Below are 20,392 nucleotides of genomic sequence, written 5' to 3'. Positions count from 1 at the left end.
GAAAGCAACCCCTCTTGCGACGCATTACCCCCTCCCTGAAGAAGGATTGATCTCATGACATCTCCAAGCTCCTCCACCCCGGGCGTCGCCCCGGCGGGCGGCACTGCCGCCAGGCGCGCCATGTCGCGTCGCGTCGCGCTGCGCGGCGTTGCGGTCGTGGCCGCGCTGGCCGTCCTTGGCTATGGCGTCTACTGGTGGACCACGGCGCGGTATCTCGAATCGACCGACGACGCCTATGTGGGCGGTGACGTGACGATGCTGGCGCCAAAAGTGCCGGGCTACATCGCCCAGGTGCTCGTCACCGACAACCAGTCGGTGAAGGCGGGTGACGTACTGGTGCGGCTCGACGATCGCGATTACCGCGCAGCGCTCGCCAAGGCGGAGGGTGCCGTCGCGGCGCAGCAGGCGTTGCTCGCCAATCTCGACGCGGCCGCGAGGCTGCAGACGGCGGTGATCGCGCAGGCGCGCGCGAGCGTGGCGGCAGTGGCGGCCGACGCACGTCGCGCGCACGACGATCAGGTGCGCTATCAGGATCTCGTTGCCAAGTCCGCCGTATCGGTGCAAAGCGCGCAGAAGGCGGACGCCGATTACAAGCAGGTCGTGGCCTATCGCGACCGGGCCGAAGCCGGCGCGGTGGCGGCGCAGCGTCAGCTCGACGTGATCGCCGCACAGAAGCGGCAGGCACAGGCGGCCCTGGCCCAGGCAGTGGCCGAGCGCGACATTGCCCGGCTTAATCTTGAAGACACGGTGTTGCGAGCGCCGGTCGACGGCACTGTCGGCAACCGTCGGGCGAGGGTGGGCGCCTACGCGCCCGCGGGCACGCAACTGCTATCCGTCGTGCCGGCGCACGGCCTCTGGGTCGATGCGAACTTCAAGGAAGGGCAGCTCGCGCGTTTGCGTCCCGGCATGCCGGTAAGGATCGAGGCCGACGTGTTGCCCGGACGGGTGTTCCACGGCCGCGTGGCGAGCCTCGCCCCGGCGACCGGGGCGCAGTTCAGTGTGCTGCCGCCCGAAAACGCCACCGGCAATTTCACGAAGATCGTCCAGCGCGTGCCCGTGCGGGTGCAACTCGACGATGCCGACGCACGGCTCGGCACGCTGCGCCCGGGTCTGTCGGTCACCGCGGAAGTGGATTCGCGTGCAGGCGGCCGTGACGAATCGGCCCCACCGGCCAAACCGGCCAAACCGGCCAAACCGGTCGTACCGGCCGCACCGACTGCGTCTGCGCCTGCCAGGGTGGCCGCGCGATGAGCGCTTCATCATCGGGCGCCGTGGGCGCTGCGACGGCGGCGAGCGCGCCCGCGACCCTGCCCCCGGAGTTGCCGGGTCAACCGAACCCGCCGGCCAACGATTCGCATTCGGTGAGCCCATCCGCGCCGCGCGACGGCTTCTCGGCCGGCGCCATGTCGACGCAGGCGAAGGTCGTCGCCTTTGCCACCATGGTCGTCGGCATGTTCATCGCGCTGCTCGACATCCAGATCGTGTCCGCGTCGCTTCGGGACATTGGCGGCGGGTTGTCCGCCGGTGCCGACGAAACGGCGTGGGTGCAGACGAGCTACCTGATTGCCGAAATCATCGTGATTCCTCTGTCGGGCTGGCTCTCGCGCGTGATGTCGACGCGCTGGATCTTTGCCGCGTCGGCCGCGGGCTTCACGGTCGCGAGCCTGTTGTGCGGCGCCGCGTGGAATATCCAGAGCATGATTGCGTTTCGCGCGCTGCAAGGGTTCCTTGGCGGTTCGATGATCCCGCTGGTGTTCACCACGGCGTTTGCGTTCTTCACCGGGCCGCAACGGGTGCTGGCGGCAGCCGTGGTCGGCGGGTTGTCTTCGCTGGCGCCAACGCTCGGGCCGACCATCGGCGGCTGGATCACGGACAACTACTCATGGCACTGGCTCTTCTTCGTGAATCTCGTGCCCGGCATCTTCGTGACGGTCACCGTGCCGCTGCTCGTGCGCATCGACCGTCCTGACTGGTCGCTGCTGCGCGGGGCCGACTATCTCGGCATGGCGCTGATGGCCGTCTGCCTTGGTTGCCTTGAATATACGCTGGAAGAGGGGCCGCGCTGGGACTGGTTCGGCGACGATACCATCCGCACGACGGCGTGGCTCGCCGGCCTGTGCGGCATCGCGTTCGTGTGGCGCAGCCTCGCTTACTCCCGGCCGGTGGTCGACCTGCGGGCGCTGAAGGACCGCAACTTCGCTCTCGGCTGCTTCTTCTCGTTTGCCACCGGGATCGGGATTTTCGCGACGATCTACCTCACGCCGCTGTTTCTCGGGCGCGTGCGGGGCTTCTCGGCTTTCGAGATCGGCCTCGCCGTGTTCTCGACCGGCATCTTCCAGCTACTGTCGATTCCGGTGTACGCCATGCTCGCGAATCGCGTCGATCTGCGGGTGTTGATGATGGCCGGCATTGGCGCGTTCGCCCTGTCGATGTGGCAGTTCGCGCCGATGACGCACGACTGGGGAGCGGCGCAGCTTCTGCTGCCGCAGGCGTTGCGCGGAGCGGCGCAGCAGTTCGCGGTCGCCCCGATCGTTACGCTGACGCTGGGCGGCTTGCCGCCGGCGCGGCTGCGTCTTGCCTCGGGACTCTTCAATCTGATGCGAAACCTGGGCGGAGCGATCGGGATCGCCGTATGCACGACCGTGCTCAATGACCGGACCAATCTGCACTTTTTCCGTCTTGCCGAGCGCATGGGCGAGGGCAGTGCCGCGCTCGGCGCATGGCTGGCGGGCGTAGGCGCGCGCATGAATGCCGCCGGGCTCGATGTCGCCGACGCGCACACGGCGGCGCTTCGCCAACTGTGGCTGTTGACATTGCGCGAGGCGCAGACGATCACCTTTGGCGACATCTATGGTGGGCTGGGGGCAATCTTCGTGTGTGTGACGCTGATGGTGCCGCTCATGCATCGGGTTGCACCGCCCAAGGCCCCCGGCGCGGACGCCCATTGAGCCGTTGGCAGCAGAATTCACTTTAAATGCGTTGTGTCAGGAATGATTTTTAAGTGTTTGATTTTGTTGAGGGGAGGGTCGCATTCAATTCGCCTGCTCGGGATGCGGTGCGATGGCGACCGACATGGGCTTGCCTGTCCTCGGCGACGCGCTTATGCTCACTTGCATGGTAATAGCAAGGGTGGGGCGGCCCCGCCGACTGCTCTCGAGCGGAGGAATTCCTGATGCAACGAAAAACGTTTCGCGACATGCAGTGCCCCATCGCGCGCAGCCTCGAGCGAGTGGGCGAGTGGTGGAGCATTCTGATTTTGCGCGAAGCCGGCTATGGCACGACGCGCTTCGACGACTTCCAGCGCCGTCTCGACATTGCGCCCAACATGCTCACGCGACGTCTGAATGCGCTGGTGGAGGAAGGGCTGCTCGAGCGTCGCCAGTATTGCGACCGGCCGCCGCGCTTCGAATACGTGCTGACCGACGCGGGGCGCGATTTCCGCCCGGTGTTGTGGGCGTTGCTGGCGTGGGGCAACCGGCATTTCGCGCCGGAGGGGGTGTCGGCGCAACTGGTGGATCGCGAGACCGGCCAGGCTGTCGAGCCGGTGGTCGTCGACGCCGTGACGGGCGTGCGGCTGGACCCGAAGCGCCATATCCCGTCGGCCGGGCCCGCCGCGAGCGAAGCGATGCGCAAACGTCTTGCGCAGGCCGCGGCATTTGCGACGGGACAGGCGCCCGGCAGCTTCGATGGCACCGATGGCGGACGTGTCGCCCAAGCGCCGGGAGGTGCGGGGCGCTAAATGCCGTTTCGGCAGGTGCCGGCAGATGTCGGCAGGTTTCAGTCGGTTTTGGCCGGCCTGCCGCACCATTACGCCAGCGCGGCGGCGGCGCCCGGCACGCCTGGCAGTGAGGCGAGCAGCCGGGCGAAGGCGTCGCCGGTGAGCGGTTTGCCGAGCAGGAAACCCTGCAGTTCGTCGCAATCGAGGGTCTTGAGCGCTTCGCGCTGTGAGGCCGTCTCGACGCCTTCGGCCACGACATCCATGTCGAGCGAGTGGGCCAGCGCGATGATGGCCGACACCACGGCACTGCCCTCCTGGCCGCAAGTGTCGAGGCCATTGGTAAAGAACCGGTCCATCTTCAACTGCTTCACACGAAAGCGCTGCAGGTAGGCGAGGCTGGAGTAGCCGGTGCCGAAGTCGTCGATCGCCACTTCGAAACCGTGGTCCTGGAACGCGCGAATCACGTCGATGGTGTGTTGCGCGTCGAACATCGCCACCGTCTCGGTGATCTCGAACATGAGCCGGTCGCAGGCGACGCCGGCCTCGTTGACGATCGTCACGATGTTCTCCACCAGCGACGACTGCGCCAGCTGGCGCGGCGAGAGGTTGATCGCGACCTTTACGGGCGGAAGCCCTGCGGCATCCCATGTCTTGATGTGCTGGCAGGTCTCGCGCACCACCCAGTAACCGATTTGCACGATTTGCCCGGTACGCTCGGCCACCGGGATGAAGTCGACTGGCTGGAGCTCGCCGAAGGTCGGATGCGTGAGGCGCAGCAGCGCTTCGGCGCCGGCCAGCGCTTCCGTGTCGCCGCGATATTTCGGCTGAAAGTGCAGCGAGAAGTATTGCGCCTGCTCGGCGTCGTGCAGCGCCTGCTGAATCTCCCAGGTGCGCTGCGCGGCGGCGTTCATGCGCGGCTCGAAGTAGCGGAACGTGCCGCGCCCGGCGCGCTTGGCTTCGTACATTGCGGTGTCGGCGTGCTTGAGCAGCACGTCGATGCTCTCGCCATCGTCCGGGAACACCGCCACCCCGATGCTGGGCATGACGTGCAGCGACTGGTCGCCCACGCGCAAGCCGTCGCGCATGTCGTCGAGCAGACGCTGCGCCACGCGACCGGCGACCTGGGGCGAGGACAGCGCCCCGAGCAGCACGACGAATTCGTCGCCGCCCAGGCGTGCGACCACGTCGTCGCCGTTCACGTTCTTGCGCAGGCGCTTTGCGAAGGCGCGCAGCACGTCGTCGCCCACGTTGTGGCCCAGCGAATCGTTGATCGTCTTGAAGCCGTCCAGATCCATGAACAGCACGGCAAAGCGACGCTGGTCGCGACGGGAGTTGATCAACATGCGAGCCACGGCGAGCTGACGCCGGCGGCCGCGCCGCAGATGGCGCCCGGTGCGAAGTTGGCGGCGGCCATGCCCGTGTAGTGCATGGTCGTGATTGCCAGGCCCATGACGAGCGCGGCGCCCACGCGCTTGGCCAGGACGTAGCGCAGGCTGCCGTCGCGCAGCGTTCGGGCGATCCACAGAGCGGCGGTGGCCGCGACAATCGCAATGGCCACCGACGCCGCGAACAGGCGCGGATCGTATTCGATGGCCGGGTTCATTTTCATGGCCGCCATGCCGGTGTAGTGCATGGCGGCAATGCCGATGCCCAGCGTGACGCCTGCGATGGCGAGGCGCCATCGGGTGAAGCGTTCGCTCGCGACGAGCCACAGCGCGCCCCACGAAATCCCCATGGCGATGGCGAGCGAGGCGGCCGTGAGGGTCGGGTCGTAGCCGAGCGGCACGGCCGAGGCGTTGTCGAGCCGCGTCCCGGACGGGGAGAGCGAGAGGGCCATCATGCCGATGAAGTGCATCGACCAGATGCCGATTCCCATGGCGGCGGCACCCACGGCGAGCCAGGCGTGGCGCATGCCGCGGTGAATCAGGAGATAGATGCGACCCGAGAGGTCCAGCGCCGTAAACGACGCCAGTACCGCTACCGCAAGCGATAACGCGACGAGCCAACCACTGTACGTACTGGACATATGAAAACCGACCGAAAAGTGCCGCTTAACTGGTTATCGGCATGGGCAGCCAATAGTTGAGCGTGGTGTCGGAATTTTTCCGACAAGGGGGCTGGGCTTGCCGGCCGGGCGAGCGCATTGGACCGGCCAATGTCCGTGCATGCCTCGCCGACGCTCGACACTGCCCATGCCATAGTGAATAATCCGTTCATATCCGCCCTCCGTCGGCGTCCCCGGCCAGGGACGAATCAGGCGGCGTCGCGTGCGCAACGCACCCGCACGGTGCTCCGGGGGAACCCGGGTGATCCACAGCGCGTTGCGCTTTCGCGCTCGCGACAGACGGGCGGCGGGAGCCTATATGGCGGTATCTGGCAGCCCTCGATTTTGCCCGATTTCCGCGGGATTTCCTTGCGCCGCGTTCAATCTTGATGAACAACTTGCCCGCAGGAGCCGTGATATGCGCGTTCGCATGAGGCTGTTGCAAGTGCTGGTGGTGGTGTGTGGATGGATGGCTGCGCCCGGTTTTCCGGCGGATTCGGTTGTGCCGGAGGCGGCCGTGCCGGTAGCTGCGACAGACGGAAGCGAGGCGCTCCCGGGGCAGCAGCCACCTAACCTGAGTGCATCGGCGGCCGAAGGACCGGATGGCGTCGCGCTTCGCTTCATGGATCGCCCCATCGTCACGTTTCGCGGGGTTCTGGCCGGCGCGACGCCTCAGGTGCGGGCCGCACGAGCCCGGGCGGCGCTCGGCGGCCTGCCGGCCAGCGCATTCGGCGCACCGGTGGACGCGTTGCACGTCTCCGTGGGAGGCGTTTCGGGCGTTGCGTTTCGGGTGCAGGACCGACTGCTCTTCGCGTTGACCTCAGACGACCTGGCACCGGGCGACCCGCGCACCCTCGAGGAGACCGGCGAGGTCGTCCGTCAGCGCCTTCAGGCGGCGTTCGCGGCGCGCCGCGCCCAGCTTCATTGGCCGACAATCCTTCGGGGGATCGCGCTCAGCGCGCTGGGCGCGGGCGTACTGGCGCTGCTGGTGATCGGTGTGGGGCGCATGCGAAGTCGGCTGGAGACTCGCCTGCAGACGGCTTTCGAAAAGCACGTTCTCCAACGCACCGCACGCACCTATGACTGGACCGGCTCGGCCATGCAGCTCGTGCACCAGATCGTGCAGATCGGCGCGGTATGTCTGGCATTGGCGTTTGCCTATCTGTACCTGATCTTCGCGTTGATGCAATTCCCGGTCAGTGAGCCGCTGGCCACGCGGCTGTCCGACTTCCTCTGGACGTTGGTGGACCGCTTCGGGCTGGGTGTGGCCGCGGCGGTCCCCGGCGTCATGACCGTGATCGTCATCTTCTTGCTCACCCGCGCATTGCAAAGCCTCGTGAACAACGTGTTCGACGCGGTGCAGAGCGGCCGTCTGAGCATCCCCGGCATGCATCCGGAGACCGCGGGCGCCACGCGTCGTCTGGTGTCGGTCGTGATCTGGGGCCTTGCGATCACGTTCGCCTACCCGTACATGCCGGGCGCGCAGAGCGATGTCTTCAAGGGGCTGTCGGTGCTGTTCGGTCTGATGGTCACGCTCGGCTCGAGCGGCATCGTCAATCAGTTGATGAGCGGCATGGTCGTGATCTACAGCCGCTCGCTCAAGAAAGGCGATCTCGTGTCCATCGGCGATGCGACGGGCGTGGTGATCTCCGTCGACGCCCTCTCGGTCAAGCTTCTGAATCAGGCGAAAGAGGAGCTGACGATCCCCAATGCGGTGGTCGTGGCCTCGACGGTGCGCAACTTCACGACGCAGGGACGACACCTCGGTGTGGCGATCAGTACGACGCTCACCATCGGTTACGACACCCCATGGCGGCAAGTGCATGCGATGCTCATCGAGGCTGCCGCGAGTACGCCGCAGGTTGCGTCGGCGCCGGCGCCATACGTGTTGCAACGGGCGCTCTCCGACTTCTACGTGGAGTATGAGCTGTTCGCCACGCTGCGCGATCCGGCCACGCGTTTTGCCGCGATTTCGTCGCTGCACGAGAACATTCAGGACGTTTTCAACCGCTACGGCGTACAGATCATGTCGCCGCATTTCGAAGAACAGCCCGATTCGCCGCTCACGATCCGGCCGGAGCACTGGTATCCCGCTCCGGCGCAGGCGCCGACGCAGGCGAGCGTGCAGACGTCGTCCCAGACATAAGGAGCCGGCCATGTCTCTCAAGTTGTCGTCCGCCAAGTCGTCTTCCCGTGCCCCGGGCAGCGAAGCACTCACCGATGCGATCGCCGCGCCTGTCCCTCCGGTCGTTCCGTTCGAGGCTCGCGTGGGGGCGGGACGCCAGTTGCGCCAGAAAGTGCCGCGCGGCGATCACGCTCACCTCGGCAATCTCGAGCGCGACATCGTGGAGCTGCTGCGCACGAGCAGCGAAGGGCGCGTTGCCGCGCTCGTGCCGCTGCGCTACGGCCGCATGCTGGCGTCGCCATTCGCTTTCTTTCGCGGCAGCGCCATCGTTCAGGCGCACGATCTCGCCGGCACCCCGCACACCGGGCTCACGATGCAGATCTGCGGCGACTGCCATCTGGCCAATTTCGGCGGCTTCGCCACGCCCGAGCGCACGCTGATCTTCGATCTGAACGATTTCGACGAGACGGCCCCCGGCCCCTGGGAATGGGACCTGAAGCGACTTTGCGCGAGCCTGGTGCTCGCCGCTCGACAATTCGGCTTCGGCGACGGTCTCGGCGTGGAGATGGTGCGCGCGGCAGTCGACAGCTATGCGCGGCGTCTGGACGAGTACGCCCATATGCCGACGATCGCGCTCTGGCACGAGCAGATCACCTTTGAGCGCATGCTCGAGCTCGCCGGCACGGACCGGGTGCGCGATGGCGTGAAACGGGGTATCGCCCGCGCGGCCGGGCGCACGCATGAGAACGTGCTGCCCAAGTTCGCCCAGCAAGTCGGAGACCACTGGCAGATCCGCGACACGCCGCCCACCGTCTTTCATGTACACGGCGCCACGACGCTGTTTGGCCCCGAGGACGACTGGCTGGGGCTGGGTGATTGGCGCACCCTGTTCGCCCCCGTCTACAGGAGCTATGTGGGCTCGCTGCCGGTGGACCGGGCGCGCATGCTGGCGAGCTACACGCAGGAAGATCTGGCCTTCAAGGTGGTGGGCGTGGGCAGCGTTGGCACGCGCTGCCTGGTGCTGCTCATGATGGACGCGCACGGCCAGCCTCTCTTTCTTCAGTTCAAGGAAGCGTCGAAGTCGGTGATCTCGCGCTATTTCCGCAGCACGACACCCAAGCATGACGGACGACGCGTCGTGGAGGGCCAGCGCCTCATGCAGGCGGCCTCCGACGCGTTTCTCGGCTGGGCCAGCGGTCCGTTCGGGCGTTGCATTTACGGGCGTCAGCTGCGTGACATGAAGATCTCCGCGCAATTCGAGCTCTTTCGCGCCGACGGATTCCGCGAATACGCCGGACTGTGCGGCTGGGTGCTCGCGCGTGCGCACGCGAAGGCGGGCGGCTGCGCGGCCGAAATGGTCGGTTACGTCGGCAAGGGCGTGCGGCTCGGCGAGGCGCTGATCCACTACGCGACCGGCTACGCCGATCAGGTCGAGCGCGACTACGACGTCTTTCGCAAGGCATGCCGTGACGGCAGGCTGGAGGCACGCACCGACGCCGACATGGCGGCGGACTTCATGGCCTGAGCCGGCGCACCGCCGGGCCCGACGGCGCATTTGGCGGCGTGGCCTCGCTGGCCGTGGATATCGAATACTTCCGCAAGTTGTTCGATCACATCGAGATCGGTAAGCGAGATCGGTAAGCGAGATCGGTGAGCGAGATCGGTGAGCGTCGGGCTGTAGGACACGTCCCACCGGCCAGCCGGCGGCCCTGCGTTCTTGTGCCGCGGTCGGTGTTCGGCGTGCTCGTAAATCACCTTCATTCCGTGCCGTAACCTCCCGACTGAAAAGAGATTTCCCTGGTCGACCTCTCGTCCTCCGTCGCCCCCTCGCGACTTGCCAGCATGCGCCTACACGTCTTTCAGATTCCGCCGATTCGCCCGGCGAACCCGTCTATCTACAATCGATTTCAACAAGCCGAGTGCCGGAAACCGTGGCGTCGGCGGCAGCCAAGGAGTTTGTCATGGCGAAGCGCAATTCCCCATCGCCGGCCGGTGCGGCGAACGAAGGGGTGAACAAGGAAGCGAAGAAAGGGGCCGACGAAGGCCGACAGAACGAGGAACACGTACTCACGCATGAAGATGGCGATGCCGAGACGGTTGGTGGCGGCGCGCAGGGAGCCGACGCACTGAACGGGCCGGGCGGCACGAATTCGGCGGCGTCGCACGAAACCAGGCAGTCCGCGATGCGCAACGCGCAGACGGCGCAGGCCGCCAAACAGAGCGACCCGGCATGGTTGGGGGCCTCCAACCCGAAGCGAGGCGCGCAGCAAAACGAAAACACGACGAAGGCGTCGTCCGGGGAGTCGTCCGCTGCGCCGAGCGACACCCGGACGGGAAGTGAGGCAGGCCATCAGGGGGCTCGCGGCAGCCATGGTTATGCGCCGGAGATTGCCCACGGTGAAGAAAGCGGCTACGGCCCCGGGAATGCGTCCCCGGGCGAACACCCGCGGTTCGGACGGCAAAGCGGCTATGGGCCCCACGACGACTATGCAGGGACGGGCCGTAATGCGGCGGGCCATGTGCCTTCGCCGCCGAGTCCGGCGCAATCGCGGCGCGTGGAGTGGCCGCAAGGCACTGTCGGCGCGCAGGCAGCGCTCTCGACGGCCGAAGCCGGGCCCGGGGCGGTCAAGGACGACGAACGTCGGTCTGCGAAGACCGGCGTGCGCGGCCAACCGCAGCATACGGCGCATGCATCGGTGCGGGCGAGCTCGCACGGTGCGTCGGGAGACGATACGGTGTTGCGCGACGCGGTTCGCAAGGCGCTGCTCGATGCGCGCGATCTCGACGTCGCAAGGGTCGACGTGTCTGTCCACAGCGGACTGGTGCTGCTTACCGGCTCCGTGCCCGAGCGATCGATGCAGCATGTCGTGGAGAGCGTTGTCGCCAAGGTTCCCGGTGTGACGGGCGTCGACAACCGGTTGCACGAGCGCCGCGAGAAACCGATGAGTCGCCCGGGCGAAAGCCAGGAAGGGCACAAGATCTGACGCCGATCGGACGCGTCAACGAATATCCGGCGGGGCCGGAGCGCGGGGCGTGCTGCATTCACGTCGCGGGCCGGACCTGGCGGACAGGCAAGGCCGGGCATCTCCGGGCGAGGGGATGTATCACCTAGGACTCGTTCGTCGCAGGGGCGCCGCACAGGATGTGCTGAAGGTGACGCCCACGGCAGACACTGCCAACGATGTGACGACATTTTCGGGAGGTCATCAATGAAACAAGCCAATCTGCTCAAACTCGTCATGGCGGGTGCGCTCGCCACCGCCGGCATTTCGGCGCATGCGCTGGACCAGGGCGGCATCATCAAGATCGCCGACAACGCCGGTGCGAGCGGTGCCATGAGCGATACCGGTCGCAAGATCGATGACTCGGCGCTCACCGCCAAGGTCAAGGCCGAGCTGCTCGCCAAGAAGGACGTGCCGTCCACCAAGGTCCACGTCACCACGCGCAACGGCGTGGTGCACCTGACGGGCTCGGTGCCGCAGTCGGCGCAGAAGACCCTCGTCGTGGATACGGTCAAGGGCGTCGACGGCGTTGTCGACGTGAAGGACGACATCAAGGTGTCGGGCAAGTAACCGCATTCGTGCCATCCGTCGCGGGCGCGCGCTGCGCGCCGCGACATGACCGGACGAAGGAGGAACCATGACCATGCATACCCAGCGGGGCGCCTCATCGCAGTCGGGTGCCCGTATCGTTGGCGCGAGCCACAAATTGCCTGACGGTCCCGGGCCGTCGATCATGGCAGCCGACTCGCTCGACGCGGAGGACGTCGTAAACCCCGCCGGCGAGAGTCTCGGCAAGGTCAAGCACATCATGCTCGATGTGCAGCGCGGCACCGTCGCTTACGCCGTGCTGTCGTTCGGCGGCTTTCTCGGCATGGGCGACAAGCTCTTCGCCATTCCGTGGCATGCCTTGCAGCTCGACGTGGAGCACAAGCGCTTCATTCTCGACATCGACAAGGAAGCCCTCAAGAAGGCGCCGGGCTTCGACAAGGATCACTGGCCGAGCATGGCCGACCTGCAGTGGGCCGAGCAGGTGCATACCTATTACACCGTCGACCCCTACTGGCATTGAGCCGGGCGGGACGTTGCTCATGCCGAGCCAAACCGAAATTTGCCGGCTGACGCCATTCCATGGGCTGAGCGGGCATCTGCCGGAGCCGTTCGAGCCGGGCAAGCCGCCTGGAACGCCGCCGCCGAAGTCGCCGCCCGAGGAGGACGAACCGCCCCCGGCACCGCCGCCCGACAGGCCGTTGGACCCGCCGGTGGAAGAGCCGCCCGTCAAGCCGCCGGGTAAATACGTCGCGCGCGACCGGCGCGCGGCACTCGGGAGGGCGGCGCAACTGCGTCGGCGCCATGCCTCGCCGCATCGGCAAGGCGACAAGGGAGGAAAGTCATGCTTGGCACCATCTTGTTGATCGTTCTGATTCTGTTGCTAATTGGCGCGATTCCGGCCTGGCCCTACAGCCGGGGGTGGGGTTACTACCCGTCCGGCGGCATCGGGCTGGTCGTGCTGATCGTCGTGTTGCTGGTGTTGATGGGGCACATATGATCGGCAGGCGCCGGCCCGCGGGAACCGCGGGCTTGCGCGCCGCTCGACATTGCTCCACCGGAACTGCATGGATGTCCCGCGAACCGGATTCGAGGGGCTGCGTGCAAGGAGACATCGTCATGCCGTATCACCAAACGCGTGATTTGCCTGCGAGCGTCAAGAACCACTTGCCCGCACACGCACAGGAGATTTACCTCAAGGCATTCAACGCCGCCTGGGACGAATACAAGGAACCCGCCGAACGGCGGGGGCACGAGTCGCGCGAGGAAACCGCGCACAAGGTGGCATGGACGGCCGTGAAAAAGAACTACGAAAAGGATGAATCGTCGGGTCAGTGGCGAGCGAAGAAGCATCGTCACTGACGACGGATTCCGGAGCGGAGTGCGAACGAACGACGCGGCCCCCATGCCGGGCCGGGCGTTTGCCGCGCACCTCGCTTCGTCGACCCCCAATACGATTGCATCCGGTACCCGCATCCGGAGCGCAACCGTAGATTGCCGGCCCACCCACTGGGCCGGCTTTTTTTTGCGGTGCAAGATAAGTCGGTCGTCGTGGCGCCGTGAACCTCATGTCTCATGAAATGTTGTGAATGCTGCGTTGCAGCGCCTGCTCGGCAAGATCTCGGCCATTGGCGTAAAATTGGCGTCCTTAACAGGGTGTCCCGGGCGTCCCGGGCGTCCCGGGTGTCCGTCCTTAACCGGGCTGCGGTGCCTGGTACGCCCGATGGCGCCCGATGGCGGATGCTCCTATCGCGGCCATCGATATCGTGCAGCACCCGCCGCCGTTTTTTCCTGCCGCTACCGGCAACTTGGCAGCCTCGCGCTGCTGCTGTCATCACCGAATTCCAATGAGTGCCCCCCAAGTCTTGCCCGCCGAGGCAGCCGAAGCTTTGCCCCCATCGTCCATTCCCGTGTGGTTGTCGTTCGTCGCGCTGGCGATGGGCGGCTTCGGTATCGGTACGGGCGAGTTCGTGATCATGGGTCTGCTGCCGGACGTCGCCCGGGATTTGAACATCACCATTCCCCAAGCCGGTCATGCGATCAGCACTTACGCATTGGGCGTGGTCATCGGTGCGCCGTTGCTGGCGGTGCTCGGCGTGCGCCTGCCGCGGCGTGCATTTCTGATCGCCCTCATGACGATGTTCTCGATCGGGAATATCGCCAGCGCCCTGGCGCCGAACTACCTGGCGCTTATCGGGCTGCGTTTTCTGAGCGGTTTGCCGCACGGCACCTACTTTGGCGTGGCATCGCTCGTTGCTGCGTCTCTCGTGCCTTCGCACCGTCGCGTCCATGCGGTCGGGCAGGTGATGCTCGGCCTCACGCTCGCCACGCTGTTTGGCGTGCCGCTTGCCGCCGGTCTCGGCCAATGGCTGGGATGGCGGGCCGCGTTCGTGCTGGTCGGCGCCATTGGTGCGCTCACGGCACTGATGGTCTGGCGCTGGGTGCCGAACGCCCCCGCGCCCCACGGCGCGAGCCCGCTGCGCGAGTTGAGCGCACTGCGCAGCTCGCAGGTGTGGCTCACGCTGGGCATTGGCGCGATCGGCTTTGGCGGCATGTTCGCCGTATTCAGCTACATCAAGCCGACGCTCATGCAGGTGGCTGGTGTGCCGCAAGCGTGGGTGCCGTTCTACCTCGCACTCTTCGGCGTGGGTATGGTGGCGGGCACCGTCATCGGGCCGCGTCTGGTTGCGGCGGCGTCGCTCATGCGCGCCATCGGCGGCACGCTGATCTGGTCGGCGTTGCTGCTCGGCGCGTTCACCTTCACGTCGTCGAGCCCCTGGCTCGCCGGTGTCAACGTGCTGGCCATCGGCACGATTATCATCATCGGGCCGGCCTTGCAGATCCGTCTCATGGACGTCGCCGGCGAGGCGCAGACGCTCGCGGCGGCGCTCAATCACTCCGCCTTCAATATGGCCAACGCGGCCGGCGCGTGGCTTGGCGGCGCGGCGATCACGGCGGGTTACGGTTGGACGTCGACCGGCTGGGTCGGCGCCTTGCTTTCCTGCGCCGGCATGCTCATGTTCGCCTGGGCCCGGTACGACGCGCGCCAGAAGGCGCCGTAACACGCCCTCACCGAGATCCCCTGCGACCGCTCGATACCGGCAAGCCGGCGATGCCCGGCGTAGCGCCCGCGTGAGACGCGACGCCTGCCTGGGCTGGGCGGCCTCATGCGGGCGCGTCGACGAGATCGTCGGGGGATGCGAGGCGCAGCACATGCGCGCGCACATCGTCCGGCCAGCCGGCCATACGCGAGCCCAGCGCCTCGAGGTCGTTCGCGAACAGGGCCCGCGACGCCTCCTCGAAGCCAGGCAAATCGCCTGCGATCGTGGACATGAAGCGATATGCGCGCTCCTGTGCGCGGCGCTGCAAGTCGCGTCCGGCATGCCTGCGGCGCGCCTCGTCGACGAGCTTGCGCAGGGCAACGGATGCACCACCCGGCTGACCCGCCAGCCACTCCCAATGGCGGGGCAGCAGCGTCACTTCACGCGAGACGACGCCGAGTTTTGGGCGGCCGCGCGTTCTGGCCGGAGCTGCTTCGCCTGCGGGCGCGGCCGGCGCCGGTGTGCCATAGCGGGCGCGGATGTCGACGGCCGTGCCGCGCACATCGACGTCGCGCGTGTCGCCGTGCAGGTCGTCAAAGATGAATACCGCCGCATTCGGGTCGGCCATCGTCGCTTGCTGGTAAGCAATGGCGGCGTCGGCGAGCGAACCCGACGCGATACGGCGCATATCGCGAAAGACGGTGAAACCGGGGGAATGAGCGGTCATGGCGGACTCCGGAAACAGACGAAAATCGTCAACACCGACTAATATTACCCGGGTGTTATAGGAGGTGCAATATCATCCGGGTAATATTTTCGTCCGACGGGGGGGCGGAACCGCTCAAGCCGTGAGCGCGACGCCACCATTGAGCCGCTCGAGCACCGTGGCGCGGACTGCGCCGGGGGCGTCGCCGAGCAGGGCGGGCCAGCGCGACTGCGCTTCGCGGACGGTCTCGCGGGCGATCGTCATCAGGCGCCCCACGCGCAGCAGTCCGGCGCCTTTCAACAGACCTTCGAGAGCGTTCCAGTCAAACGCGCGCAGCGTCTTGTCGATGGCGCGATTCACGCCGTACTGCGTGAGCGGGACATCATGAAAGAAGGCGGCAACGCAAACCGGGTCGTACACCGGTGCGAGCTGCGGCGTATGGGCGTCGGGATAGGTCAGCGCCCAGTTCTTCAGATGGGCGTCGGTGTTTCCGAGCAGGATGAAAGCGATGAGCCGCCGGAGGAACTCGCGCACGTCTCGCACGGGTTGTCGGGAGAGCTGATCGAGCACGCGCAGTATCGTTGTGTAATCGACGTCCAGGCCGCGTCCGTACTTGCTGCGCGGCGGGTATTGCAGGACTTGCGCGAATTCTTCCATGTGAACGCGCCGCCCGTCGGGCAACCGGTCGAAGCGCGGCACCGCGAGAATGTGCTCGAAGGGCACTTGCTCGGGCAGTTCGGCGTCGTGCCGCGAGATGATCTCGGCTTTTGCGCAGTCGAGCCCGAGCGCGCCGCACAACCGGTAGCCGGTGAATTCGTTCTCGACGAGGTCGGGGTGTCGCGTGGTCGGCAGCTTGAGGATGACCGAACCCGCCCGCCCGTGGCGCTTGACGATGTAGCGGCGCCCGTCGCGAATGGCCGAAAACTTGGTCACGACGCCCGGCAGCGAGGCGGCGTCTTCCACCGGCGTATCGACGAAACCTGGCTCCACCATTTCCAGTCCGAGCGCGGTATGCCAGCGGTGCACGACGTCCGGCACGCCTTCGCGCGCCGGGACCGGCTCGACTTCCAGCGCACCCATCAGATCGTGGCCGGCGGCGGCGAGCAACTCGAACTCGTCGTCCGGGCTGCAGCGGCGCTCGGCGGCGAGCCGTTCGCGGTTGTGGCCCTCCGGCAGCAGGTTCTCGAAATACACCGGCCAGCGACCGTCGGTGCGCACCAGGCGGGCGTCCTGCGGCGAGGCCAGAATCTCGCGGGTGGCCATTTCATTGGCGCCGCGATACGCCAGCGAGAGCGTCGGGCGCTGCGCGTCGGCAATGTAATCTTCGTCGAACGACATGCGCAGGATGTCGCCGTACTGTGAGAGGTAGCCGATCGGTCGGCGCGAGCCGTCCGGCTGATGAAGGTATGCACGCAGGTATTTGATGTTCATGAGCGGGCACCGGCGGCGGCATCCGGCCGCCCGAGCGTCTCGACGATGGAGGGCGGGGCGGATACGCCACTGGGCTGCGCAAGGTACTTGCCGCCGGAGCGAAGGAAGGCTTCGACTTCCTGCCGCAGGCCGGCCGGCACGAGCATGGGTTCCAGTCCGAGCGCGCGCGCCATTTCCAGCACGGTGGACACCCGCGGGTCGAGCGCGCCGGATTCCGCTTTCTGCACCGTCATGCGCGATAGGCCGGCCCGGTCGGCAAGCTCGGCCTGCGTCAGCCCGGCGTCCTTGCGCGCCGCGATAAGGGGTTCCATGAAGCTCATGTTCGTGTGCATTTTCGAGAAAATGATGATTTATCTTAGCATCTCGAAAACGGTTTTGCCATAAAAAGATAGTTTAAGATCTCTTTTTAAGAGAAAAGATAACAATAATTATCTTTTGGTGTCACTCGTCACCACCACGGATTTTGCCGCGAGACGCCTTGAGGCGCGAGCGCACCCGTTTGGCGTCGCGGCGCCGCACCTGGCTGGCCAGCGTGGGGCGTGTGGCGATGCGCCGGCGTGGCGGCACGGCGGCTGCGTCGACCAGCGCCTGGAGACGGGCCAGTGCGTCCGCGCGGTTGAGTTCCTGTGACCGATGCTGCTGGGCCTTGATGACGATCACCCCGTCCTGGGTGATGCGCTGATCCAGCCGCGAGAGCAGGCGAGACTTGACGTCCTCGGGCAGAGACGAGCGCATGACGTCGAAACGCAGGTGGATGGCGCTGGAGACTTTGTTGACGTTCTGGCCGCCGGCGCCCTGGGCGCGCATGGCGGTCAGCTCGACGTCTTCGGGAGCGATGAGGATGCGGCGATTCATGAAGCAAGGATAACGTTCTCGCTGTCACCCTCACAAGCACGCCGGAACCGGGACGATGGCGCCGGGCCGAAGCCCCGCGCCATCGTCTCGGTCAGTGTGGCGCCGCGACCACGACGAACTGGACGGTGGAGCCGGAGTAGACCGGTTGATACCACGTCGAGCCGCAATGCTGATACGCCACATTGTTGACGACCGTGCTGACGCAGCCGGGCGGAATCGAGGCAACGGTCGAACCGATGATCGCCGCGGATACACCGATCGTGACGGCCGCCGCCACCGGATCATACCAACCACCCCCCCAATACGGAGGTGGGGGCGGAGGAGGTGGAGGAGGCGGCGGGGGCGGCGGATGCGGCCCCGGGCCCGGGCCCGGCGGCGGGTGCGGTCCAGGCCCAGGACCAGGACCAGGGACAGGGCCGGGGCCAGGACCGGGGGGATGTGGGCCCGGGTTCGGCGAAGGCCCGGGGCCGGGAGCGGGAGCGGGCCGCGGCCCTGGGCCGGGACTGGGGGTCGCGCCCGCGTGGGTATGCGCGGGTTGAGCACCCCTCGGGCCGGCGCCCGCGAAACTGCCGCCGTGCGATATGGCGCCCCCGTGGAAGCCACCACCGTGCAAGCTAGTGCGCGCGCCGCCATGGAAGCCGAATCCATGGCTTGCGCCGGAAGCCACCGCGAATACCGCCGCAGTCACCAGGCAAACGGCTCGGCTGGTAGCCGTGATTCGCGGCGCGACAAACTTGTCCCGGATTCGGGCGCGGTCGTGAGAGGTCGGCGGCTTCATCGCTGACCTCCTGCCGGGAGTGCGTCGCTTCGCGGCCCGGGGGGCGGACGCATTTCAATGCGCTGCGCCCCGGCAGGGGCCCGGAACGTGAAGGTGTCGGCGGCAAAAGTCGGATTGGCGTCCCAGCGGTAGTTCACGGCGTGCCGTGGTCGAGATGGCTGTGTGGTGTCCGTAATGACGAATCGACAAGGCAGGGGGCGCGATCCAGTGCGTATCCAAAGTTCCCAGTCGAGCTCAGGCTGTTGAAAAGCATAGTGGTTGCACCATTCTCCCCCGACGCGGTCGAGTCCGATAAACAATGCCGACCGAAGCTGCGAGGCATCGTCGGCGTCCATCCCCCAATAAAAAAGATCGGCCAGCGGCAGACCAATACCGTATTTCTCGTCGATATCCCGAATTAACTGGTCGATGGTCGGTGGGGCGCTTGCCTGACTGTAAAAATGTTTGCCCTGCGTCTGGTCGTACAGCGTGAACGTCCTGCCGTCGTAGACCAAACCTCGATTACGCGTCTGCCCGGTCACGACTGCGCGCACTTTGTCGGGGCGTTGGACCGACAACTCGGTTCGGTGCAGAAAGCCGACGTTTTGCCCGGTACTCAATACGGCGTCGGTTACCGTGTCCGCTTCGACGCGGAACCGTTTGAGCGAGCGCAGGTAACGGCTCATGGCAGAGAGCGCGTCTACGGCGCCCTGTTGCATTTCCGGCATGCCTTGCACAGGAAGATCGCTGTCCGAAGCAGGCACCTGCGCCAGCGTCGGCGGTGCGGCGGCAAGCGCGCCGGCCATCAGGGCGAGCAGCGCACGGTGGCGGGGCAATCTTCGGCAAATGCGTCGTAGGGACGGGATTCGCACTGTGTGACCTCATTCGGAAGCGGAATTGAACGGGACGACATCGATGTGCAGGCGCGACGCTAGGCGGACGCGCAACCACTCCCCAGGGGAAGTGCGCAAAGGCGGGCGCGGCCTCCACAGGAAGTGCAGCCGCGAACAAAGCCACAGCGCGCCGCATAAAAGGAGATTAGTAATTCGGAATGCAAACTTTCAAGTTGGTGATGATCATCCGAATGGATTAAGAATCTTTCTAATAACGAGATGATATTTGTAACAAAACGTTTCTTTCGGGCGGGCCACATTACACTGGATTCGGCGATCAATGCGCGCAAATATTGATCTGTATCAAGCCGCGACGATCATTCCGATGCGTTTATCGATGGCGAATGAGCGGCGAGCCGGGAGGAATGGACAATTTTAATTACGCAGGATTGATTTGATATTTTGCATGCAAAACGAATTTTCATTGCGATTTAGAATTATTTTGTTACTATCCAGCGGAAACCCCGGGTAAATGCATGGACCGGTAGTCCCGGTGTTTTAGTTTGGATAATTAACTAAGTCGCGGTCCCCGGTTCGGGAGTCGCGTACATCGATAACAAAGGACTCACCATGAAGCTTACGCAAGCCATGATTCTGGCCGGCCTGTTGTCGTTGGGAACCGTAGTGCACGCTGAAGACGCGGCCCGGCCGGCACCGATCGTTGCAGGGGGTGTGGTTGAATTCCGCACCACGCTGCTCGGCGTCGACGCGAAGAATCGCACCATTCAGGTCGCGGACGACCACGGCAAGCCGGTGACGTTTATCGTCGGTCCCGATGTGAAGAATTTCGAGCAGATGCGCAAGGGCGACAAGGTCGTGGTGGCCTACGAGCGCTCCGTTGCGATTTCCGTGGCGCCCGGCGACGGCATCCGCAGCCGGGTCCAGACCGAAGGCGCCGACCGGGCGGCGCCGGGCCAGCGCCCGGCCGCGGACGCCGCGCGCAACCTCAAGGTCGTGGCAACCGTGCAGAAAATCGACCGCAAGGCCAACGTCATCACTGTACGCGGCCCCTCGCGCACGGTGGATGTGGTCGTGGAGGATCCGAAGCTGCTCGAGGGCGTCAAGGTGGGCGATGCCGTAACGGTCGACTACACCGAAGCGGTTGCCGTGGCGGTGACGCAGGATCCCACCGCCAAGCGCAAGTGGGTGCCGCCTACGCCGGCGCCGGCGCCGAAGCCGTGATCACCCGGAGCCCTGCAGTCGATAAGCGCTGAACTCTCTCGCGCGCATCGCACCACGCGAACGAAGCGTTGTGGTGCTGCTGACGCGCTCGC

General features: G+C 65.9%; 18 protein-coding genes and 1 pseudogene. 12 read left to right on the top strand and 7 right to left on the bottom strand.

Annotated features, from left to right (window positions below):
• Positions 1 to 120: 120 nt before the first annotated feature.
• The 3 genes from PNO31109_RS04695 to PNO31109_RS04685 all read left to right on the top strand — a co-directional run bounded on the left by PNO31109_RS04695 (position 121) and on the right by PNO31109_RS04685 (position 3,739).
• A complete protein-coding gene (locus tag PNO31109_RS04695; RefSeq protein ID WP_244958127.1) occupies positions 121 to 1,251 on the top strand; it encodes an HlyD family secretion protein in 1,131 nt (376 codons plus the stop codon).
• A 152-nt stretch (positions 1,252 to 1,403) separates the two neighbouring features.
• Positions 1,404 to 2,948, top strand: coding sequence for a DHA2 family efflux MFS transporter permease subunit (locus PNO31109_RS04690; RefSeq protein ID WP_241014142.1), 1,545 nt, complete (start codon positions 1,404 to 1,406; stop codon positions 2,946 to 2,948).
• 224 nt (positions 2,949 to 3,172) lie between these two features.
• Positions 3,173 to 3,739: a winged helix-turn-helix transcriptional regulator gene (locus PNO31109_RS04685; protein ID WP_150554468.1), complete on the top strand. Its 567-nt coding sequence runs from the start codon at positions 3,173 to 3,175 to the stop codon at positions 3,737 to 3,739.
• 68 nt (positions 3,740 to 3,807) lie between these two features.
• Here PNO31109_RS04685 and PNO31109_RS04680 read toward each other — a convergent pair.
• Positions 3,808 to 5,744 (bottom strand): annotated as a pseudogene (locus PNO31109_RS04680) (EAL domain-containing protein).
• Between the two features lie 448 nt (positions 5,745 to 6,192).
• On the opposite strand from PNO31109_RS04680, the gene PNO31109_RS04675 reads away from it, so the two are divergent.
• The 8 genes from PNO31109_RS04675 to PNO31109_RS04640 all read left to right on the top strand — a co-directional run bounded on the left by PNO31109_RS04675 (position 6,193) and on the right by PNO31109_RS04640 (position 14,497).
• On the top strand, positions 6,193 to 7,908 hold the full coding sequence (locus PNO31109_RS04675; protein ID WP_174966270.1) for a mechanosensitive ion channel family protein: 1,716 nt from the start codon (positions 6,193 to 6,195) through the stop codon (positions 7,906 to 7,908).
• A 10-nt stretch (positions 7,909 to 7,918) separates the two neighbouring features.
• The gene (locus tag PNO31109_RS04670) at positions 7,919 to 9,412 is read left to right on the top strand and encodes a DUF2252 domain-containing protein (RefSeq protein ID WP_150554466.1); all 1,494 of its coding nucleotides are present in this window, start codon (positions 7,919 to 7,921) and stop codon (positions 9,410 to 9,412) included.
• Between the two features lie 436 nt (positions 9,413 to 9,848).
• The gene (locus PNO31109_RS04665) at positions 9,849 to 10,871 is read left to right on the top strand and encodes a BON domain-containing protein (protein ID WP_150554465.1); all 1,023 of its coding nucleotides are present in this window, start codon (positions 9,849 to 9,851) and stop codon (positions 10,869 to 10,871) included.
• 225 nt (positions 10,872 to 11,096) lie between these two features.
• The gene (locus PNO31109_RS04660; protein ID WP_150554464.1) at positions 11,097 to 11,459 is read left to right on the top strand and encodes a BON domain-containing protein; all 363 of its coding nucleotides are present in this window, start codon (positions 11,097 to 11,099) and stop codon (positions 11,457 to 11,459) included.
• A gap of 73 nt (positions 11,460 to 11,532) precedes the next feature.
• On the top strand, positions 11,533 to 11,958 hold the full coding sequence (locus PNO31109_RS04655; protein WP_241014144.1) for a PRC-barrel domain-containing protein: 426 nt from the start codon (positions 11,533 to 11,535) through the stop codon (positions 11,956 to 11,958).
• Between the two features lie 321 nt (positions 11,959 to 12,279).
• A complete protein-coding gene (locus PNO31109_RS04650) occupies positions 12,280 to 12,435 on the top strand; it encodes a DUF3309 family protein (RefSeq protein ID WP_072637024.1) in 156 nt (51 codons plus the stop codon).
• A gap of 119 nt (positions 12,436 to 12,554) precedes the next feature.
• Entirely contained in the window at positions 12,555 to 12,797 is a 243-nt protein-coding gene (locus tag PNO31109_RS04645; RefSeq protein WP_150554462.1) for a ChaB family protein, read from the top strand.
• Between the two features lie 485 nt (positions 12,798 to 13,282).
• Positions 13,283 to 14,497, top strand: coding sequence for an MFS transporter (locus PNO31109_RS04640; protein WP_150554461.1), 1,215 nt, complete (start codon positions 13,283 to 13,285; stop codon positions 14,495 to 14,497).
• 103 nt (positions 14,498 to 14,600) lie between these two features.
• Here the strand turns inward: PNO31109_RS04640 and PNO31109_RS04635 are convergent, their stop codons facing one another.
• From PNO31109_RS04635 to PNO31109_RS04610, 6 genes are all read right to left on the bottom strand, one after another.
• Positions 14,601 to 15,203 (bottom strand): DUF2239 family protein, encoded by a 603-nt coding sequence (locus tag PNO31109_RS04635; protein WP_150554460.1) that lies wholly within the window; start codon positions 15,201 to 15,203, stop codon positions 14,601 to 14,603.
• A gap of 114 nt (positions 15,204 to 15,317) precedes the next feature.
• Positions 15,318 to 16,613 (bottom strand): type II toxin-antitoxin system HipA family toxin, encoded by a 1,296-nt coding sequence (locus PNO31109_RS04630; RefSeq protein ID WP_150554459.1) that lies wholly within the window; start codon positions 16,611 to 16,613, stop codon positions 15,318 to 15,320.
• Positions 16,610 to 16,933, bottom strand: a complete 324-nt coding sequence (locus PNO31109_RS04625) for a helix-turn-helix transcriptional regulator (protein ID WP_241014137.1) — start codon at positions 16,931 to 16,933, stop codon at positions 16,610 to 16,612. The genes PNO31109_RS04630 and PNO31109_RS04625 overlap by 4 nt, the downstream gene beginning before the upstream one ends.
• Positions 16,934 to 17,054: 121 nt before the next feature.
• Complete coding sequence (arfB, locus tag PNO31109_RS04620) at positions 17,055 to 17,468, bottom strand: alternative ribosome rescue aminoacyl-tRNA hydrolase ArfB (protein WP_150554457.1); 414 nt, start codon at positions 17,466 to 17,468, stop codon at positions 17,055 to 17,057.
• Positions 17,469 to 17,559: 91 nt separating this feature from the next.
• Positions 17,560 to 17,745, bottom strand: coding sequence for a hypothetical protein (locus PNO31109_RS21840; RefSeq protein WP_174966255.1), 186 nt, complete (start codon positions 17,743 to 17,745; stop codon positions 17,560 to 17,562).
• A gap of 497 nt (positions 17,746 to 18,242) precedes the next feature.
• Positions 18,243 to 19,061, bottom strand: coding sequence for a DUF2092 domain-containing protein (locus PNO31109_RS04610; RefSeq protein WP_150554455.1), 819 nt, complete (start codon positions 19,059 to 19,061; stop codon positions 18,243 to 18,245).
• 627 nt (positions 19,062 to 19,688) lie between these two features.
• Between PNO31109_RS04610 and PNO31109_RS04605 the strand changes: the two genes are divergently transcribed.
• Positions 19,689 to 20,300, top strand: coding sequence for a hypothetical protein (locus PNO31109_RS04605; RefSeq protein WP_150554454.1), 612 nt, complete (start codon positions 19,689 to 19,691; stop codon positions 20,298 to 20,300).
• Positions 20,301 to 20,392: the final 92 nt, after the last annotated feature.

It is taken from the genome of Pandoraea nosoerga (genome assembly GCF_902459585.1).
Lineage (GTDB): Bacteria > Pseudomonadota > Gammaproteobacteria > Burkholderiales > Burkholderiaceae > Pandoraea > Pandoraea nosoerga.
Note: the sequence above shows the minus strand (reverse complement) of the source record. Positions and strands in the feature narration are given on the sequence as shown.

Bases quoted from the DNA above. Each gene is read 5' to 3' on its own strand.
- PNO31109_RS04660 (WP_150554464.1), top strand. From the start codon at position 11,097: ATGAAACAAGCCAATCTGCTCAAACTCGTCATGGCGGGTGCGCTCGCC.
- PNO31109_RS04665 (WP_150554465.1), top strand. From the start codon at position 9,849: ATGGCGAAGCGCAATTCCCCATCGCCGGCCGGTGCGGCGAACGAAGGG.
- PNO31109_RS04670 (WP_150554466.1), top strand. From the start codon at position 7,919: ATGTCTCTCAAGTTGTCGTCCGCCAAGTCGTCTTCCCGTGCCCCGGGC.
- PNO31109_RS04685 (WP_150554468.1), top strand. From the start codon at position 3,173: ATGCAACGAAAAACGTTTCGCGACATGCAGTGCCCCATCGCGCGCAGC.
- PNO31109_RS04635 (WP_150554460.1), bottom strand. From the start codon at position 15,203: ATGACCGCTCATTCCCCCGGTTTCACCGTCTTTCGCGATATGCGCCGT.
- PNO31109_RS04695 (WP_244958127.1), top strand. From the start codon at position 121: ATGTCGCGTCGCGTCGCGCTGCGCGGCGTTGCGGTCGTGGCCGCGCTG.
- PNO31109_RS04655 (WP_241014144.1), top strand. From the start codon at position 11,533: ATGCATACCCAGCGGGGCGCCTCATCGCAGTCGGGTGCCCGTATCGTT.
- arfB (WP_150554457.1), bottom strand. From the start codon at position 17,468: ATGAATCGCCGCATCCTCATCGCTCCCGAAGACGTCGAGCTGACCGCC.
- PNO31109_RS04675 (WP_174966270.1), top strand. From the start codon at position 6,193: ATGAGGCTGTTGCAAGTGCTGGTGGTGGTGTGTGGATGGATGGCTGCG.
- PNO31109_RS04650 (WP_072637024.1), top strand. From the start codon at position 12,280: ATGCTTGGCACCATCTTGTTGATCGTTCTGATTCTGTTGCTAATTGGC.
- PNO31109_RS04640 (WP_150554461.1), top strand. From the start codon at position 13,283: ATGAGTGCCCCCCAAGTCTTGCCCGCCGAGGCAGCCGAAGCTTTGCCC.
- PNO31109_RS04645 (WP_150554462.1), top strand. From the start codon at position 12,555: ATGCCGTATCACCAAACGCGTGATTTGCCTGCGAGCGTCAAGAACCAC.
- PNO31109_RS04630 (WP_150554459.1), bottom strand. From the start codon at position 16,613: ATGAACATCAAATACCTGCGTGCATACCTTCATCAGCCGGACGGCTCG.
- PNO31109_RS04605 (WP_150554454.1), top strand. From the start codon at position 19,689: ATGAAGCTTACGCAAGCCATGATTCTGGCCGGCCTGTTGTCGTTGGGA.
- PNO31109_RS04625 (WP_241014137.1), bottom strand. From the start codon at position 16,933: ATGAGCTTCATGGAACCCCTTATCGCGGCGCGCAAGGACGCCGGGCTG.
- PNO31109_RS04690 (WP_241014142.1), top strand. From the start codon at position 1,404: ATGTCGACGCAGGCGAAGGTCGTCGCCTTTGCCACCATGGTCGTCGGC.